Here is a 17,960-nt window from a genome sequence, read left to right as displayed (position 1 = left end):
CGGCCTGTGAGCCCCGGGCGCTCATTCGGGGGTGAGCGCCGCGAACCGCTCCGAGCGCAGCCGCTCGGGCCAGGTGTCGTCGATCGGCGGCAGCGAGGCCGGGGCGACGCCCACCGCCCACGACAGCAGCAGGTCGGCCAGCCTCGGATTGCGCGCCAGCGCCGGCCCGTGCATGTAGGTGCCGATGACGTGCCCGGCCCAGGCGCCCTCGGTGGCGCCGTCGTTGCCGATGCCCGCGCTGACGCGCGCCAGCGGCTGCACGGCCTCGCCGAGGTGGGTGCGCCCGCCGTGGTTCTCGAAGCCGGTGATCGGGCCGATGCCCAGCTGCGGCGCCCCCTCGCCGGCGATCTCGCCCACCGCGCGGCTCTCGCCGCGGTCCGAGCGCAGATCGAGGATCCCCAGGCCCGGATAGCAGCGTCCGTTGGCGTAGAACGACTCGCCGAGCAGCTGGTAGCCCGCGCAGATCGCCAGGACCGGCTTGCCGGCCTCGGCGGCCTTGCCGAGCGCGCCGTCGTCGAGCAGCCGCTCGGCCGCCACCGCCTGCGGGCCGTCCTCGCCGCCGCCGATGAGGTAGAGGTCGGCGCCGTGGGGGACGTGCTGGTCCGAGCGGATCTGCATCGGCTCGACGTCGATGCCCCGGGCCCGCGCCCGGTGCGCCAGCACCAGCAGGTTGCCCCGGTCGCCGTAGGTCGACAGGAGGTCGGGGTAGAGCCAGACGATGCGCAGGGTGCTAATTGACACGATTGAACTCCGCCCTGATGTCTTGGAACGCCGTGTAGTTCGCGACGACCTCGACCGGGCCCGGGGCCACGGCCGCGATCGCCGCCCTGATGTCGTCGACGACGATGTAGTCGACCCGGTCGACCTCCAATCGGACGGCCAGGTCCGTGCGCCGGTCGCCGGTGACGACGACCTTGCGCCCGGCCAGCGAGGTGAAGTCGACGTCGTAGATCCACGAGGTGTCGAAGCCGTCGACCTCGCGGGCGTTGAGCGAGAGCACCACCGGCGGATCCTTCTCGATCATGTCGAACGACTCGAGCCAGCCGGCGGGGTTCTTCGCCAGCAGCAGGCGCAGCTGCCGCCCGTCGCGCTCGACCTTCGCGTAGCGCCCGGCCACCGAGGCCACCTCGGCGAGCCGCGGCGCGGCCTGGGCCGGCTCGACCCCGAACAGGCTCGCGATCGCCAGCGCGGTCGCGGCGTTGGCCCGGTTCACCCGGCCCGGCAGCTGGAGGTTGAGCTCGTAGCGGCGCCCGTCGGGGCCGACGACGGCCTCGCCGGTGTGGGCCACCGACCACTGCGGGGAGGGCCGGTTCAGGCCGCAGTTGGTGCAGCGCCAGAACTCGCCGAAGCGGTCGAGGTGCGAGCCGCAGTTGGGGCAGATCGCCGAGTCGGCCGTCCAGTTCTGCCCGGCCGCCACCCACACGACGCGCTCGCAGACCGAGGCCGCCCACACGATGAGCGGGTCGTCGGCGTTGGCGACGACGGTCGTCTGACCGGCCGAGACCTGGAGGGTCTGGCGCCACTTCGCCGCCAGAGCGGTCACCTCCATGGCCCGGTCGAGCTGGTCGCGCGAGAGGTTGAGCAGCGCCACCACCTTCGGGTGCGCCGCGTCGAGCAGCTGTCCGAGGTAGTGCTCGTCGCATTCGAGGGCGGCGTAGGTGGCCTTGGGCGCTTTGGCGAGCGCGGTGGTGTGCCCGGTGGGCATGTTCGCGCCGAAGGAGTTCGTCGCCACCTTCCCGATGGCCTCCAGGGCCGCGGTGGTGAAGCGGGTGGTGGTGGTCTTGCCGTTGGTGCCCGAGATGAGGACGACGTGCCGGCCGTCCGCGAGCAGTTCGAGGAGTCTGGGCTCGACTATCAGCCCCACGCGCCCGCCGATGACGGAGCCGTCGCCCCTCCCGGTCGCCCGCGACAGCGCGGCCGCGGTCCGTAGCAGTGCGGTGGCGAATTTCGCGCGTGGTGGCAGATTCGCGCTCATGCGGGCTCGCTTTCCACTTGATCGGACTCGACGACTATCAGAAGAGTTTGTCACACGGTCGCCTGCGCCCGTGCCGAGCGGGAGGGGAGCGTGAGGCCGGTTGCGCTGCGGCGGGGACCGCGGCGAGCGGATGGGAGGCCACCGGCGGCGGAGCCGGGCGAGGCGTCCGGCGGCTCGCCCCGAGGCGGCCGCGCCGCCGCGCTCGGGAGCCGGGCGGCCGAGCCTCCCCTCCGCCGCGGTCCCGTCGGAGGACACTGTGGTCGCTCCCCGGCGGCGTGATCCGTAGCGGCGCCGTCGCCGAACGTGTCCATATTGCTCGCCGAGCGTGCCGGTCCGACTGCGCGTTCTCCGCTTCGCTTGCGGGCCTTGGTGCCCCTACCGGGTGAATAGTGAATGAATCTAGCATCCGGGGCCGCTGTAGCCCATCCGTCACTCCACTCTCCTCCACCGATACTGAGCTGCGCCTTCACCATCCGAATCACAGATGTCGGCACTAAACAACCCCCAACGGTGGGGGGAAGTGGAGTATGGTGGGGCGCATTGGCGGGACGGGGCTCCCGCCGACGCGGCATGGGAGGCCGCGCAGCCTGAGAGTCACGGGGGGTGGTGCCGATGTTCCTCGGCACCCACAATCCGCGCCTGGACGACAAGGGCCGCGTCATCCTTCCCGCGAAATTCAGGGAAGCGCTCGCGGAGGGGGTGGTGATCACGAAGGGCCAGGAGCGGTGCCTCTACGTCTTCCCCGAAGAGGAGTTCGCCCGCCTGGCCGACGCGCTCCAGGCCGCGCCCATGTCGAGCAAGACCGCCCGCGCCTACAACCGGGTGTTCTTCGCCTCGGCCCACGACGAGGTCCCCGACAGGCAGGGTCGCGTGACGATCCCGCCCCGGCTGCGCGAATACGCCGGTCTCGACCGCGAGCTGGTCGTCATCGGCGCCTCGAACCGGGTCGAGATCTGGAACGCCGAGACCTGGGACGCCTACCTGGAGGCCTCTGAAGAGGCCTTCGCCGACATCGAAGAGGGCGACCTGCCCGAAGGACTGTGAGAGGAGGTGAGCGACATGAACGCACCGCACGTGCCCGTCATGCTCGACGAGGTGCTCGACTACCTCGCGCCCGCCGCTTCGCGGCCCGGCGCGCTGGCCGTCGACGCCACCCTCGGCGCCGGCGGCCACACCGAGGCGCTCCTGAAAGCCCACCCCGACCTCACGGTCATCGGCGTCGACCGCGACCCGACCGCGCTCGAACTCGCCTCCGAGCGCCTGGCCGGCTTCGGGGACCGCTTCATCGCGGCCCGCGCCGTCTACGACGCGATCCCCGAGGTGCTCGCCGAGCACGGCCGCGAGCGCGCCGACGTGATCCTGTTCGACCTCGGCGTCTCCTCGATGCAGCTCGACCGTCCCGAGCGCGGCTTCGCCTACGCCCGGGACGCCCCGCTGGACATGCGCATGAACCCCGACGACCGCCTCACCGCCGAGACCGTCGTCAACGCCTACGAGGTGGGCGAGCTCGTGCGCATCCTGCGCGACTACGGCGAGGAGAAGTTCGCGCCCCGCGTCGCGAGGGCCATCGCCGCGGCCCGCGCCAAGGCGCCGATCACCTCCAGCCGGCAGCTCGCCGACCTCGTGCGCGACGCGATCCCGGCCGCGGCCCGCCGCACCGGCGGCAACCCCGCCAAGCGGACCTTCCAGGCCCTGCGCATCGAGGTCAACGGCGAACTCGACACCTGGCGGGCGGCACTGCCGGCCGCGCTCGACGTGCTCGCGCCCGGCGGGCGCGTCGTGGTGATGTCCTACCACTCCCTGGAGGACCGCATCGCGAAACAGGAGCTGGCCCGCCGGGCCGCCTCCACCACCCCGGCCGGCCTGCCGGTCGACCTTCCCGGAACCGAGCCCACCTTTCGACTCCTGACAAGGAAAGCCCAGCAACCGACCAAGACCGAACTCGACCGAAACCCGCGATCGGCGCCCGCGCGACTGCGCGCCGCCGAGCGGGTCGCCGCATCCACCGGAGAAGGAGGCGACTCATGAGCAACGCGCCCTACCGTCGGCCCCGAGCAGACGCCGACGAGATCATCAAGGCCGCCCGACGCCGGGCCCGCGCCGCGTCCTCGCGGCGGCGCTCCCTCGTCGGCGAGGCCGGCGAGGCTCCGGTCGTCGACGGCTCCCTGGCGGTCCAGCCCGAGGCCGTGCCCGTCGAGGCGCCCCCCGCTCCCGAGCGGAGGACCGAGCCCCTGCCCCGGCCGAAGCCGACCGAGCGCACCCGCACCGCCGAGCGCCCCGCCCCCGAGCCCGAGCCGGTCGAGATGCCGCGCCCGGCCTTCGTCGGCGGCATCGTCGCTCTGGTCGTCGCCGGGATCGTGGGCCTGCTCATGCTGAACACGGTCATCAACGAGGACGCCTACCACCTGCAGGAGCTCCGCACCGAGGCCGCCGACCTGGACCAGGCCGAGCAGGAGCTGGAGAGCGAGCTGAGCAACCTGAACTCGCCGGTCAACCTGCAGGCCAAGGCGAGCGAGTACGGCATGGTCGAGCCCGAGAAGGTCATCCACCTGAACCTGAACGACGGCACGACCCTCGAGGTCCCCTGGAGCGGAGAGTAGCCGGTGGAACCATCCGACCCCCGCCGACGGCGCGACCCCTCCTCGATCTCGAGGGCCCGTCGTTACACGCCTCGCGGACGCACCGTCCGCGAGGCGGCTTCGGATCAGGACGAGGACAACCGCGCCCGCGAGCACGGCGCGCGCGACCGCGAGGCCGCGCGCCGTGCTCGCAGCCGCGAGGCCGAACGGCAGGCCGAGGACCTCGCGGCGAAGCGCCGCCGCGAGGCCGCCGCGCGCTCCCGCCAGCGCCGCCAGCGCGAGACCGCCACCGTCACCCGCGAGAGCCGCGAGATCCCCCGCCCCCGCCAGGAGGCGCCCGGGCGCCGCCCCGCGCCCCGTCGCCCCGGCACGCCCGGCCCGCGGCGCCCCGCCCGGGAGCGCGCCGAGAAGGTCCGCCCCATCCGCGAGCTGCCCCGCATCGGCAGCTCCGGGCGGCGGCTCCGCTTCGCCGCGGCACTGGTGCTCATCCTGCTGCTCGTCGCCGGCGGCAGGCTCGTCCAGCTCCAGGTCACCGACTCGGCCGCCTACGCCGCCGACGCGTTCAACCAGCGCCTGGTCACCGAGCCGCTCCCCGCCGAGCGCGGGTCGATCCTCGACCGCAACGGCAACGCGCTGGCCTACTCGGTCAAGGCGAACTTCATCGCCGTCGACCCCACCCGCGTCACCGGCGACCCGGCCGTGCTGGCCGCCGAGCTCGCCCCCCTGCTGGGCCGCCCGGCCTCCGAGCTCGAACCGCTCATCGCCACCGAGGAGACCCCGGAGGGCGAGCCGATCCAGTTCGCCTACCTCCAGCGCGGCGTCGACCTCGCCTACGGCGACGCGATCGCCGAGATGGACAACCCCGGCCTCATCGTCGGCGACGACGAGCGGCGCGTCGTGCCCGGGCACGACCTGGCCGCCAACGTGCTCGGCTTCACCGGCGGAGGCGACGGCCGGGGCCTGGTGGGGCTGGAGGCCGCCTACGACGACTGGCTCAGCGGCACCGACGGCGAGGTCTCCTACGAGCGCAGCCAGTCCGGCCAGCCGATCCCCGGCGCGTTCTACCGCGAGGAAGAGGCCGTGCCCGGCAACGACATCCAGCTGACCATCGACGCCAACCTCCAGTCGCAGGTGCAGCGGATCCTGGAGGAGACCGTCACCGAGCACGACGCCGAGTTCGGCTCGGCGATGGTCATGGAGGTCGGCACCGGCGAGATGCTCGCGATGGCCTCGACGCCGACCTACGACGCGGCCAACCCCTTCGACGTCGACGAGGAGGCCTACCGCGACTACGGTACCCAGGCCACCGTCGACCCCGGCTCCATCCACAAGGCCGTCATCTTCGCCGCCGCCCTGGAGGAGGGCTGCATCGAGCCCGACGGCACCATGTACGTGCCCCAGTCGGTCAACTTGGGCGGCACGAACTACACCGACACCTACGAGCACGGCGGCGCGATGCTGAGCCTGGCCGGGATGATCGCCCAGTCCTCGAACGTCGGCACCATCCAGCTCGCCGACTGCCTCGGGCCCGAGAAGGTCTACGAGTACCAGCAGCTGTTCGGGCTCGGCCAGCCGACCGGCGTCGGCGTCGCCGGCGAGGCCCCCGGCATGCTCCAGCCGCCCGAGCTGTGGTCGGGCACCTCGCCGGGCTCGATCCCGATCGGCCACGAGAGCACCGCCACGATCATCCAGATGGCCGCCGCCTACGCCGCGATCGCCAACGACGGCGTCTACGTGCAGCCGACGCTGGTCGAGCACAAGCTCGACGCCGACGGCGAGGTCGTCGAGGACGAGACCGAGCCCGAGACGCACCGCGTCATGTCCGAGGAGACCGCGCAGAGCCTCCAGTACCTGCTCCAGGCGCCGATCACCGACGAGACCGGCACCGGCCGCAACGCCGAGCTGGAGAACTACCACCTCGCCGGGAAGACCGGCACCGGCGGCCTGGCCGAGGACGGCGGGTACGCGCCGGGCACCGTGGCCTCCTTCGTGGGATTCTCCCCGGCCGAGGACCCGCAGTACGTGGTGGCCGTCAGCGTGTACACGCCCGACGGCGGGGGAGGCGGCGGGAACACCGGCGAGGCGTTCAAGGAGATCAACGAGTTCACCTTGGGCTACTTCGGGGTGCCGCCCGCCACGACGCCTCCGCCGGAGTTCGACGTGTGGGGGTGAGCCCGCTCCGTCTTTCGCGCTCGCGGGAATGGGAGGCCGGGGTCGCGCGTTAGGCTAGGGCGTCTAGAAAAGGAGCCGATTTTGAACGTTGACCCTTGGGCATTGTGCGACATCCTCGCCGACCCTCCCGAGGCGCGGGGTGCGGTGCTGCTGCACTTCCTCGACGGATTCATGGACGCGGGCTCGGCCGGGCGCGGCGTCGTCGACTACCTCTTCGACGAATTCGAGCACACCCCGGTGGCCTCATTCGACGTCGATCAGCTGATCGACTACCGCTCCCGCCGCCCGAGCCTGACCTTCGCCCTCGACCGCTGGTCGGACTTCGAGGCGCCGCAACTGGTCGTCTACCTCATGCGCGACCGCTCCGAGCGCCCGTTCCTGCTGCTGACCGGGCCCGAGCCCGACTTCGCCTGGGAGCGGTTCGTGGACGCCACCGAGGACCTCATCGACCACTGGAACGTGCCGCTGACCGTCGGTTTCCAGGGCATCCCGATGGGCGTCCCGCACACCCGCGCGCTCGGCATGACCGTGCACGCCACCCGCCCCGAGCTGGTCTTCGACAACCGGCCGGTGTTCAACGAGGTGACGGTGCCCGGCAACGCCGCGGGCCTGCTGGAGTACCGGCTCGGCGAGTCCGGCCGGGACGCGGTCGGGCTGTCGGTCCACGTGCCCCACTACGTCATGCAGATGACCTACCCGGCGGCCACGATCCGCCTGCTGGAGGGCATCAGGGAGGCCACCGGCCTCGACCTGCCGTCCGACTCGGCGCTCGAGGAGGACCGCTCGCGCGTCGACGCCGACATCGCCGAACAGGTCGCCGAGTCCGAAGAGGTCTCCGACGTCGTCAAGTCCCTTGAGGAGCAGTACGACTCGTTCACCGAGGCCGCCGAGGCCGACGAGATGCTCCAAGAGGGACGCATGCCCACCGCCGACGAGCTCGGCGCCGCGTTCGAGCACTTCCTCGCGGAGCGCCAGCGACGCGATGATGAATGAGCCCAGCCTCGCGGAGCGCCAGCGACGCGATGACGAATGAGCCCGGTCTCGCGGAGCGCCGGCGACGCGACGACGAATGAGCCGCAATGGGAAGCGGGCCCGACAGACGATCTGTCGGGCCCGCTTTCGCGTCTCGTCTAGCCGGCGTGCTTGGCGCGGGCGGCGGCCCGGCCGCGCTCCTTCTGGTCGAGCACGACCTTGCGGATGCGCACCGTCTCGGGCGTGATCTCGACGCACTCGTCGTCGCGGCAGAACTCCAGCGACTGCTCCAGCGACAGCGCGCGCGGCGGCACGACGTTCTCCGTGGCCTCGGAGGTGGCCGAACGCATGTTCGTGAGCTTCTTCTCCTTGGTGATGTTCACGTCCATGTCGTCCGAGCGCGAGTTCTCGCCGACGATCATGCCCTCGTAGACCTCGGTGGTCGGCCCCACGAACAGGGTGCCGCGCTCCTGGAGGTTGAGCATCGCGAACGCCGTGACCGCGCCGGCCCGGTCGGCCACCAGGGAGCCGTTGTTGCGGGTGCGCAGCTCGCCGAACCACGGCTCGTGCGACTCGAAGATCGAGTGCGCGATGCCGGTGCCCCTCGTCTGCGTCAGGAACTCGGTGCGGAAGCCGATCAGGCCGCGGGAGGGCACCAGCCACTCCATGCGGATCCAGCCCGAGCCGTGGTTCGTCATCGTCTCCATGCGGCCCTTGCGGGAGGCCATGAGCTGCGTGATCGCGCCCAGGTGCTCCTCGGGGGAGTCGATCGTCATCCGCTCGACCGGCTCGTGGATCTTGCCGTCGATGACCTTGGTGACCACCTCGGGCTTGCCGACGGTCAGCTCGAAGCCCTCGCGGCGCATCTGCTCGACCAGGATCGCCAGGGCCAGCTCGCCGCGGCCCTGGACCTCCCAGGCGTCGGGGCGCTCGGTGGGCAGGACGCGCAGCGAGACGTTGCCGACCAGCTCCCGGTCGAGCCGGTCCTTGACCAGGCGCGCGGTGACCTTGTGGCCCTTGCCGCCCTTGCCGACCAGCGGGGAGGTGTTGGTGCCGATGGTCATCGAGATCGCCGGCTCGTCGACGGTGATCAGCGGCAGCGCCACCGGGTGCTCGGGGTCGGCCAGGGTCTCGCCGATGGTGATGTCGGGGATGCCCGCGATGGCGCAGATGTCGCCGGGCCCGGCCTTGTCGGCGGGCTTGCGGGTGAGCGCCTCGGTCATCATGAGCTCGGTGATGCGCACGTTCGTGACCGAGCCGTCGCGCCGCATCCAGGCCACGGTCTGGCCCTTGCGCAGCTCGCCGTTGGCGATGCGGCACAGCGCGATGCGGCCGAGGAAGTTGTCGGCGTCGAGGTTGGTGACGTGGGCCTGGAGCGGGGCGCCCTCCTCGAACACGGGTGCGGGCACGTGCTCGAGGATCGTGTCGAAGAACGGCCCCAGGCTGTTGGAGTCCTCGGGGACGGTGCCGTCCTTCGGCTGGGTCAGCGAGGCGACGCCGTCGCGGGCGCAGGCGTAGACGATCGGGAACTCGATCTGCTCCTCGTCGGCGTCGAGGTCGAGGAACAGGTCGTAGGTCTCGTTGACGACCTCGGAGATGCGGGCGTCGGGCCGGTCGGTCTTGTTGATGCACAGGATGACCGGCAGGCGCGCCTCCAGGGCCTTGCGCAGCACGAAGCGGGTCTGCGGGAGGGGGCCCTCCGAGGCGTCGACGAGGAGGACGACGGCGTCCACCATGGACAGGCCGCGCTCGACTTCGCCGCCGAAGTCGGCGTGGCCCGGCGTGTCGATGATGTTGATGACCATCGGCGAGCCGTCGGCCGGGTTCGCGTAGTGGACCGCGGTGTTCTTCGCGAGGATCGTGATGCCCTTCTCGCGCTCGAGGTCCATCGAGTCCATGACCCGGTCGTCGACTTCGAGGCCCTCGCGGAACGCCCCGGCCTGCTTCAGCATGGCGTCGACGAGCGTGGTCTTGCCGTGGTCGACGTGGGCGACGATGGCGATGTTTCGCAGATCAGAGCGTATTGACACGACGCCAATTGTCTCCTAAGGGAGCCGAAGAATCGCGGTCAGGCCACGTGACGGCCGACACGGGCCCGTCCTGGGGAAGAAACCTCATGTTCGGGTTTCAACTGACATGAACGAGGTCAATTCGTACACTCCCGGTGTATGGGCGTATACGACATTCTCATTCGCGTCGCGGCATCCACCGCGCTCACCGCGGGCGCGGTCCTCGTCGGCACCGTCCCCGCGGCCGCCGGGATCACCGGCGCGTCCGTCTCCACCCCGGGCGGTCCCCTCAACGTGCGCTCGGGCCCGGCGACCGACCAGGACATCGTCGCCGAACTCGACGACGGCTCGGCCCTGGCGATCCGCTGCAAGACCCGCGGCGAGCACATCGACGGCCACGTGCGCGAGGACTCCACGTGGTTGAACGTCGGCGAGGACCGCTGGGTCAGCCACGCCTACGTCGACTGGTCCGGCGCGGCCCCGGCCCTCCCCTGGTGCTCCATGGCCACCCAGGAGGCCACCTACGCCGAGGTCACCACCGCGGGCGGCGCGCTCAACGTCCGCCTCGACGCCGACTCCGGCTCCGACAAGCGCGGCACCTACCGCGACGGCACCGCCGTGCAGGTCGCCTGCCAGGTCTGGGGCCAGTCCGTCGACGGCGAGGTCGATGAGACCAACATCTGGTACCGCGTCGGCGAGGAGCGCCACGTCTCCGCCGCCTACGTCGAGTGGAGCAACGGCGAGCCGTGGCTGCCGTGGTGCGGGCAGGCGCCGCCGTCGGTCCCCGGCGACACCGAGCAGGACTTCATCGACCGGCACGCCGCCGCCGCCCAGGAGAGCCGGCGCGCCACCGGCGTCCCCGCCTCGGTCACCCTCGCCCAGGCGATCCTCGAGACCGGCTGGGGCGACAGCGCCCTTGCCCGCGAGGACCACAACATCTTCGGGATGAAGTGCTTCGGCTCGCCCGGCTCGCACGCCATCGGCTGCCGCGACTACGGCACCTTCGAATGCAGCCCCACCGGCGGCTGCTTCGACATGGACGCCTCCTTCCGCGCCTACGCCGACGTCGCCGACTCCTACCGCGACCACGGCGAGCTGCTCTCGGGCTGGTCGCGCTACGCCGCGGCCATGGAGCACGCCGACGACCCCGACCGCTTCGCCAGGGAGATCCACCAGGCCGGCTACGCCACCGACCCCGAGTACGCCGACAAGCTCATCGGCCTCATGGAGAAGTACGACCTCTACCGCTACGACGATTGAGGAACGCGTCACATTCGCGGCCGATGACCTCGGTGGGGAACGGGTAGTCTCGACAGGCGGGCCGCTGCCGCAGCGCGGCCCGCCCGGTCCTGTCGTACCCGAAGGTTAGATTCCCACCGTGGCCAACGAGCAGCTTCAAACCGCAACCCAACAGACAGCAGCCCCCCTGGCGACAGGGAACATCGTCGTGCGCGGCGCGCGCGAGCACAACCTCAAGGACGTCGACCTCGACCTCCCGCGGGACTCCCTGATCGTCTTCACCGGCCTGTCCGGCTCGGGCAAGTCGTCCCTCGCCTTCGACACCATCTTCGCCGAGGGCCAGCGCCGGTACGTCGAATCGCTCTCGGCCTACGCCCGGCAGTTCCTCGGCCAGATGGACAAGCCCGACGTCGACTTCATCGAGGGCCTGTCCCCGGCCGTGTCGATCGACCAGAAGTCGACCTCGCGCAACCCGCGCTCCACGGTCGGCACCATCACCGAGATCTACGACTACCTGCGCCTGCTGTACGCCCGCGTCGGCGTCCCGCACTGCCCGCAGTGCGGCGAGCCCATCGGCAGCCAGACCCCGCAGCAGATCACCGACCAGATCATGGCCCTGCCCGAGGGCACCCGCTTCCAGGTCCTGGCCCCGGTCGTGCGCCGCCGCAAGGGCGAGTTCGTCGACCTCTTCGACGACCTCCAGCAGCAGGGCTACGCCCGCGCCCGCGTCGACGGCGAGGTCTACGCCCTCGCCGACGTCCCGAAGCTCAAGAAACAGGAGAAGCACGACATCGAGGTCGTCGTCGACCGCCTCGTCGTCAAGCCCTCCTCGATCCAGCGCGTCACCGACTCCGTCGAGTCCGCGCTCGCGCTCGCCGACGGCGTCATCGAGCTCGACTTCGTCGACCTGCCCGAGGACGACCCCGGCCGCAGCCGCCGCTTCTCCGAGAAGCTCGCCTGCCCCAACGACCACCCGCTCCAACTCGACGAGCTCGAGCCGCGCACCTTCTCCTTCAACGCGCCCTTCGGCGCCTGCCCGGTCTGCCACGGCCTCGGCCAGCGCCTCGAGGTCGACCCCGACCTGGTCATCCGCGACCAGGAGGCCAGCGTCAGGGACGGCGCGCTCGCGCCGTGGTCCTCGGTCGGCATGGGCGACTACTTCCTCTACCAGATCGTCGCCCTCGGCGAGGTCGTCGGCTTCGACGTCGACACCCCCTGGGCCGATCTGCCCGACCGCGCCCACAAGGCGATCCTGTTCGGCTACGACGAGACCCTCCAGGTCGCCTACCGCAACAAGCGCGGCCAGCGGCGCTCCTACGAGACCCGCTTCGAGGGCGTCGTGCCGTGGGTCGAGCGGCGCCACCACGAGACCGACTCGGAGTGGACCCGCGAGAAGTACGAGCAGTTCATGCGCGAGATCCCGTGCTCGGCGTGCGGCGGCGCCCGCCTCAAGCCCGAGGTCCTGGCCGTCACCGTCGACGGCAGGTCGATCTTCGACGTCTGCACCCTCTCCATCCACGAGTGCTCGGCCTTCTTCGCGGCCCTGAAGCTCTCCGACCGCGACACCATGATCGCCGCGCCCATCGTCAAGGAGGTCACCGCCAGGCTCCAGTTCCTGCTCGACGTCGGCCTCGAGTACCTCAACCTGGCGCGCGCCGCCGGGAGCCTGTCGGGCGGCGAGGCCCAGCGCATCCGCCTGGCCACCCAGATCGGCGCCGGCCTCGTCGGCGTCCTCTACGTCCTCGACGAGCCCTCGATCGGGCTCCACCAGCGGGACAACAACCGGCTCATCGCCACCCTCGAGCGGCTGCGGGATTTGGGGAACACGCTCATCGTCGTCGAGCACGACGAGGACACCATCCGCGTCGCCGACCACATCGTCGACATCGGACCGGGCGCCGGCGAGCACGGCGGCTCGGTCATCTACTCCGGGCCCGTCGCGGGGCTCACCGAGGCGCCGGGCTCGATCACCGGGGACTACGTCGCGGGACGCCGCCACATCGAGGTGCCGGCGGTGCGCCGATCGCCCTCGCGGAACCGCCAGCTCGTCGTCAAGGGAGCCAGGGAGAACAACCTCAAGAACATCGACGTCGCCTTCCCCATGGGGTGCATGGTCGCCGTCACCGGCGTGTCGGGCTCGGGGAAGTCCACACTGGTCAACGAGATCCTCTACAACACGCTCGCCGCGGAGATCAACGGCGCCAAGCTGGTCGCCGGGAAGCACCGAACCATCACCGGCGTCGACGGCGTCGACAAGGTCGTCGGCGTCGACCAGTCGCCGATCGGGCGCACCCCGCGGTCCAACCCGGCCACCTACACCGGCGTGTTCGACAAGGTCCGCAAGCTCTTCGCGGGCACGCCCGAGGCGAAGGTCCGCGGCTGGGGGCCGGGGCGCTTCTCCTTCAACGTCAAGGGCGGCCGCTGCGAGGCGTGCGGCGGCGACGGCACGCTGAAGATCGAGATGAACTTCCTGCCGGACGTCTATGTGCCGTGCGAGGAGTGCGGCGGGGCGCGGTACAACCGCGACACGCTCAAGGTCCACTACCGCGGCAAGACGATCGCCGACGTGCTCGGCATGCCGATCGAGGAGGCCGCCGAGTTCTTCGAGCCGATCCAGTCGATCCACCGCCACCTCAAGACCCTCGTCGACGTCGGCCTGGGATACGTGCGGCTCGGGCAGCCCGCGCCGACGCTCTCGGGCGGTGAGGCGCAGCGCGTCAAGCTCGCCTCGGAGCTTCAGAAGCGCTCCACCGGGAAGACGGTCTACATCCTCGACGAGCCGACCACGGGCCTGCACTTCGAGGACGTGCGCAAGCTCCTCGGCGTGCTGGACGGCCTGGTGGACAAGGGGAACACGGTCATCACCATCGAGCACAACCTCGAGGTGATCAAGTGCTCGGACTGGATCGTCGACCTCGGGCCCGAAGGCGGCGACAAGGGCGGCACACTGGTCGCGGCCGGCACGCCCGAGAAGGTCGCCGACATCGAGGCCAGCCACACCGGCGCGTACCTGAGGCCGTTGCTGGCCAAGGGCTCCGGCGACTGACGGCGCGAGTGCCGAGCCGGCGGACCGACACCTGACCCGCCGCCGCGAGGCGGCGCACGGGGTCCGCTTCGCGGGGCAGTGCCAAGGGCCGCAAGGCCGCCGGTGAGACGACCGCCGCACGTGTCGCTCGCGGCCGCGGCCGCCGCCGCGTGCGAGCATCGGCGGCATGGTCAATGGCGGCATGGTCATCGCCGGTGCGGCCGCGGCCGCGCTCCTCGCCAGTCCCGGCTTGGGCCGGTGCGTCGCCCTCGCCACGGCCCGGCGCCCCGAGCCGCGGCTGATCGGCGCCGCCGCGCTCGCCTCGGCGCTGCTGATCGTGTGGTGCGCCGAGGGCGCGCTGCACGGGGCGGCGCTGGCCGTCGTGGCGGCGATCGGGATCGTCGCGGGATGGGTCGACGCCTACGAGCACCGCCTGCCCGACGTGCTCGTGCTGCCCGCGTATCCGGCGGTGGCCGTGCCGCTGCTGGCCACCGCCGACGCCGAGACCATGCTCCGCGCCGCCGGCTGCGCCGCCGCGGGCGCGGTCCTCTACCTGGGCGGGCACGCCCTCGGCCAGCTCGGTTTCGGCGACGTCAAGCTCGCGGGCCTGCTCGGCCTCGTGCTCGGCTGGGCGTCCTGGCAGACCGCCGCCACCGCGCTGCTCGCCACCGCGGTGATCGGGGGCGCGCAGGCCATTGCGATGCTCCTATTGCGTCGAATCGAATTCCCTTTCGGGCCCGCGATGCTGCTCGGAGCGGCCGCCGCTCTTGTAATTACAAATGTGTACATTGCTCACTAAGTATGCTTCTCAAAATAAATGACGTGACACTGAGCAAATCCCCTGAAACCAGATGAAATTTGCATATAGTCATGATCGGTTCTTCATTCAGAACCGACATCGAAATCGAAATCGATTCAAGGGAGCGTTCATGCTTCGTAAAGCTCTTCAGGGCGCCGCGGTCGCCGGTGCCGCCGTGGCCTTCGCCGTCGGTGCCGCCTCGCCCGCCATGGCGAACGGCGCCGATTACGAGTACGACCCGGATGACTTCGGCGGCGTCAACGTCCTGTCGAACTTCTGCCTCGACATCTCCGACGTCCTCGACGTGATCGACGTCGACGTGCTCACCATGACCGGTGGCAACAACTGCGAGTTCACCGACAGCGAGATCCACGCCAACGGGAACGACGTGGACGTCGACGGTGAGAAGGACGGCTGGAACCACCACAAGGACAACTAGCACGCGCGACCGACCGGTCGTGAATGCGTCGACGGGGGGCGGCCCGAGCCTGGGGCCGCCCCCCGTTTCCCGTCACGCCATAAGGCGCTGTCGGTCAATCCCGTCTCATCCGGCGGTGCACGTCACCGACGACGGCGCGACCGCCGTCCGGCCGTCCTTGCCGCCGATGAAACCGAAGGTGTACTCCTGGCCCGGCTGGAGCGGGAAGCCCCCGCCGAGGTTCGTCGCCGTCACCAGGTGGCCCTCCTGGACCACCTCGGCGCTCCAGGACCGCTCGAGCGTCTGCCCGGTCGGCATCGCCCAGCGCACGGTCAGCGACTCCAGCGGTTCGTCACCGGTGTTGGCGACCGTCACCTGGGCGTTGAAGCCGTCGTCCCACGAGCCGTTGACGTCGTACTCCACCGAGCACGACCGCGAGGCTCCCACGGCGGTCTGGTCGGCCGCGAAGTTCGCCACCTGCGCCAGCGAGGCGTTCCAGTTGATGGTGAGCTCGTTGGTCGCGAACGATCCGATGTCGTCGATGTAGCACATCTGCGGGACGCAGCCGGGCAGCCAACGCTGCGCCTCCGGGTCCCACGTCGAGGTGATCGTGTTCGGCCCGCCCGCGAGCGTCCCCGCCGGCGGGTTCGGCAGCGTCGGGTCGAGCTGGGCGGCGTACCAGCGGCTGTGCTGGTTCTGCGAGTAGTGACTGCCGTAGCCGGTCACATAGGAGTTGCCCATCGCGTTGCGGCCCAGAATGTAGTCCAGCCCGCTCAGCACCCCGGTCCGGAAGCGTTCGTCGCCGGTGAGGTCGTAGGCGGCGCCCACCACGACCAGCGCGTTGAGCACCAGGCTGTTCGAGCCCCAGTCGAAGGTCCCGTCGTTGCCGTAGGGCAGGTTCCACGCGCTGCCGTCCTGCTGCCCGAGGAAGCCCTCGGCCCCGGCCACGACCTGCTCGACGATGACGTCGCGGTCGGGCAGGTCGTTCGGCACCATGGCGAGGTCGAGCTTGCCCAGCTGCGCGACCGACGGCCATGCGAACGGGGCGGCGAACACGTCGTCGGCCCCGTGCAGCTCCGAGCCCGCCAGGTAGTCGGCGTACGCCTGCTCACCGGTGGTGATGAACAGCTCGGCCGCGGCCCAGTAGAACTCGTCGGTGACGTTCTCGTCGCCGTAGGGGCCGCCGCCGGCGGGGCTGGTGAGCGGCGCGTAGATGTCCGGGTTCGCCAGCGCCGCCGCCCACGAGGTCTCGGCCGCGGTCCGGCACTGCTCGGCGAAGTCCGCGTCGAACGGCGCGAACAGCCGGGCGCACTGGGCGGCCGTGGCCGCCACGTTCAGCGTCGCCGCCGTCGACGGCGGGTAGAGGTAGCGAGGCTGCGGGTCGTCGGCCGGCATCAGCGGCAGCCCGGTCCACGCCTCGTCGTGGATCTTGTGATGGGCCATCCCCGCCAGCTCCTCGCCGGCGGGGACCATCATGCTCATCAGGAACTCCATCTCCCAGCGGGCCTCGTCCAGGACGTCGGGGACGCCGTTGGAGGACTCGGGGACGCGCAGGCTCCCGTCGGCCAGGCGGGCCGGGTCGCCGCTGGGGGCGTTGAGGGCCCGCTCGTAGACGCTCATGAGCTGCGCCGCCGAGATGCCGCCGTTGACGACGTACTTGCCGTGGTCGCCGGCGTCGTACCAGCCGCCGCTGACGTCCAGCGCGTAGTCGCAGGCGTCCTCGAAGCACGGGACCTCGACGTCGCCCTGATTGGGCTCGACGCCGACGTGGCCGGCCTCGCGACCGTAGCCGGGGGCGATCTCATCGTCGATGGCGATGCCCGAACGCTGCGGATAGTAGAACGAGAGGGCGTCGGCCGCCAGCGTCGAATAGACGTCGCCGCTGATCGCGAACGGATAGGACGTCTCGCCGTCGGCGGTGAGGGTGAAGTCCGAGCCGGTCGCGGTCACCGACGAGAAGTCGATGGTGTGGACCGTCGAGCCCGAGGTGGCGTCCTCGCCGTACACGGTCGTGTCGCCGGTGGCGACGACCTCGCCCGCGGCGTCGGCGAGCTCCCAGGCGACCGGCTCGGTCGCCTCGGTGACCAGCGTGGCGCGCTTGGGGCCGTCGGGCAGGTAGCCGACCTGGTTGACACGCACGCGCGGGCCGGTGTCGGGGTCGTAGACGGGCGGTTCGGCGTCGGTGAGCAAGGCGACCTCCGAGATGCAGAATTGCCACGGATCGGCGTTGCGGCCGATCTGGAACGCCAGCTGGGCGTCGTCCCAGGTGTCGTTGGCAGTGAAGGTGTAGCTGAAGGTCTGCGGCTCGACGTCGAGGATCGGGAACTCCTCCAGCTGCATCGGCCAGGGGTCGACGTCGCGCTGGACGAGGGCGCGGACGCTGAGCGGCGCCGAGGCCCGGGCGGTGAACCGCAGTTCGTAGGACTCGCCCTCGGTCAGGGGAATGTCGTTCTGGCCGACGATGGCGTCCCAGGAGTTGACCGTCCCGCCCGGCACGTCGAGGCACCATTCCCCGTCGGCGACCGCCCCGGCGAGGTTGGGGGTGTGCCACCAGGGGTCGGTGCCGGCGGCGAAGTCGCCGTTGATGATGAGATTGGTCGGTTCTTCCTCCTGGGCTTGCGCCGTCGCGACCGCGGCGACCGAGAGCGCCAGGGCTCCGGCGGTGGCCGCCGCCAGGACGGCTCGGCGTGGTCTTCGTGAGGGTAGATGGAGCAGGCGCGGCATGGTGTTCCCTTCAAATCAACATTGGGAGCGGTACCAACGCACATCCTG

General features: G+C 70.9%; 13 protein-coding genes. 9 read left to right on the top strand and 4 right to left on the bottom strand.

Features of this window, described 5'->3' with window-relative positions; translation table 11 throughout:
- Positions 1-21: 21 nt before the first annotated feature.
- Both YWW_RS0113470 and YWW_RS0113465 read right to left on the bottom strand, forming a co-directional pair.
- Positions 22-741, bottom strand: a complete 720-nt coding sequence (locus tag YWW_RS0113470; protein ID WP_026930539.1) for a type 1 glutamine amidotransferase — start codon at positions 739-741, stop codon at positions 22-24.
- The gene (locus YWW_RS0113465; RefSeq protein WP_211228553.1) at positions 731-1,975 is read right to left on the bottom strand and encodes a Mur ligase family protein; all 1,245 of its coding nucleotides are present in this window, start codon (positions 1,973-1,975) and stop codon (positions 731-733) included. The genes YWW_RS0113470 and YWW_RS0113465 overlap by 11 nt, the downstream gene beginning before the upstream one ends.
- A gap of 612 nt (positions 1,976-2,587) precedes the next feature.
- On the opposite strand from YWW_RS0113465, the gene mraZ reads away from it, so the two are divergent.
- From mraZ to YWW_RS0113440, 5 genes are all read left to right on the top strand, one after another.
- Positions 2,588-3,019, top strand: a complete 432-nt coding sequence (gene mraZ / locus YWW_RS0113460) for a division/cell wall cluster transcriptional repressor MraZ (protein WP_026930537.1) — start codon at positions 2,588-2,590, stop codon at positions 3,017-3,019.
- 15 nt (positions 3,020-3,034) lie between these two features.
- Positions 3,035-4,003 carry a 16S rRNA (cytosine(1402)-N(4))-methyltransferase RsmH gene (gene rsmH / locus YWW_RS0113455; RefSeq protein WP_026930536.1) on the top strand — a complete coding sequence of 323 codons (969 nt, stop codon included), beginning with the start codon at positions 3,035-3,037 and terminating at the stop codon, positions 4,001-4,003.
- Complete coding sequence (gene ftsL / locus YWW_RS34115; RefSeq protein WP_051325763.1) at positions 4,000-4,575, top strand: cell division protein FtsL; 576 nt, start codon at positions 4,000-4,002, stop codon at positions 4,573-4,575. Before rsmH ends, ftsL begins: the two co-directional genes overlap by 4 nt.
- A 3-nt stretch (positions 4,576-4,578) precedes the next feature.
- The gene (locus YWW_RS30215) at positions 4,579-6,726 is read left to right on the top strand and encodes a peptidoglycan D,D-transpeptidase FtsI family protein (protein ID WP_155830168.1); all 2,148 of its coding nucleotides are present in this window, start codon (positions 4,579-4,581) and stop codon (positions 6,724-6,726) included.
- Positions 6,727-6,807: 81 nt separating this feature from the next.
- Entirely contained in the window at positions 6,808-7,719 is a 912-nt protein-coding gene (locus tag YWW_RS0113440) for a proteasome assembly chaperone family protein (RefSeq protein WP_026930535.1), read from the top strand.
- 137 nt (positions 7,720-7,856) lie between these two features.
- Here YWW_RS0113440 and typA read toward each other — a convergent pair whose 3' ends face one another.
- Positions 7,857-9,728, bottom strand: coding sequence for a translational GTPase TypA (typA, locus tag YWW_RS0113435; protein ID WP_035698694.1), 1,872 nt, complete (start codon positions 9,726-9,728; stop codon positions 7,857-7,859).
- A gap of 138 nt (positions 9,729-9,866) precedes the next feature.
- Here typA and gsmA point away from each other — a divergent pair, with 138 nt between their 5' ends.
- The 4 genes from gsmA (at position 9,867) to YWW_RS0113415 (ending at position 15,209) form a co-directional block, all read left to right on the top strand.
- On the top strand, positions 9,867-10,967 hold the full coding sequence (gene gsmA / locus YWW_RS34110; RefSeq protein ID WP_051325762.1) for a sporangiospore maturation cell wall hydrolase GsmA: 1,101 nt from the start codon (positions 9,867-9,869) through the stop codon (positions 10,965-10,967).
- A gap of 181 nt (positions 10,968-11,148) precedes the next feature.
- Entirely contained in the window at positions 11,149-13,992 is a 2,844-nt protein-coding gene (gene uvrA / locus YWW_RS0113425) for an excinuclease ABC subunit UvrA (RefSeq protein ID WP_035698848.1), read from the top strand.
- 166 nt (positions 13,993-14,158) lie between these two features.
- Positions 14,159-14,770, top strand: coding sequence for a prepilin peptidase (locus tag YWW_RS30205; RefSeq protein ID WP_051325761.1), 612 nt, complete (start codon positions 14,159-14,161; stop codon positions 14,768-14,770).
- 130 nt (positions 14,771-14,900) lie between these two features.
- The gene (locus YWW_RS0113415) at positions 14,901-15,209 is read left to right on the top strand and encodes a hypothetical protein (RefSeq protein WP_026930532.1); all 309 of its coding nucleotides are present in this window, start codon (positions 14,901-14,903) and stop codon (positions 15,207-15,209) included.
- A gap of 105 nt (positions 15,210-15,314) precedes the next feature.
- On the opposite strand, the gene YWW_RS30200 is transcribed toward YWW_RS0113415, so the two are convergent.
- Entirely contained in the window at positions 15,315-17,912 is a 2,598-nt protein-coding gene (locus tag YWW_RS30200; protein ID WP_081687434.1) for a glycoside hydrolase family 9 protein, read from the bottom strand.
- Positions 17,913-17,960: the final 48 nt, after the last annotated feature.

The organism is Glycomyces tenuis DSM 44171 (assembly GCF_000427885.1).
GTDB lineage: Bacteria > Actinomycetota > Actinomycetes > Mycobacteriales > Micromonosporaceae > Glycomyces > Glycomyces tenuis.
This window is presented reverse-complemented; position numbering and strand designations above follow the sequence as displayed.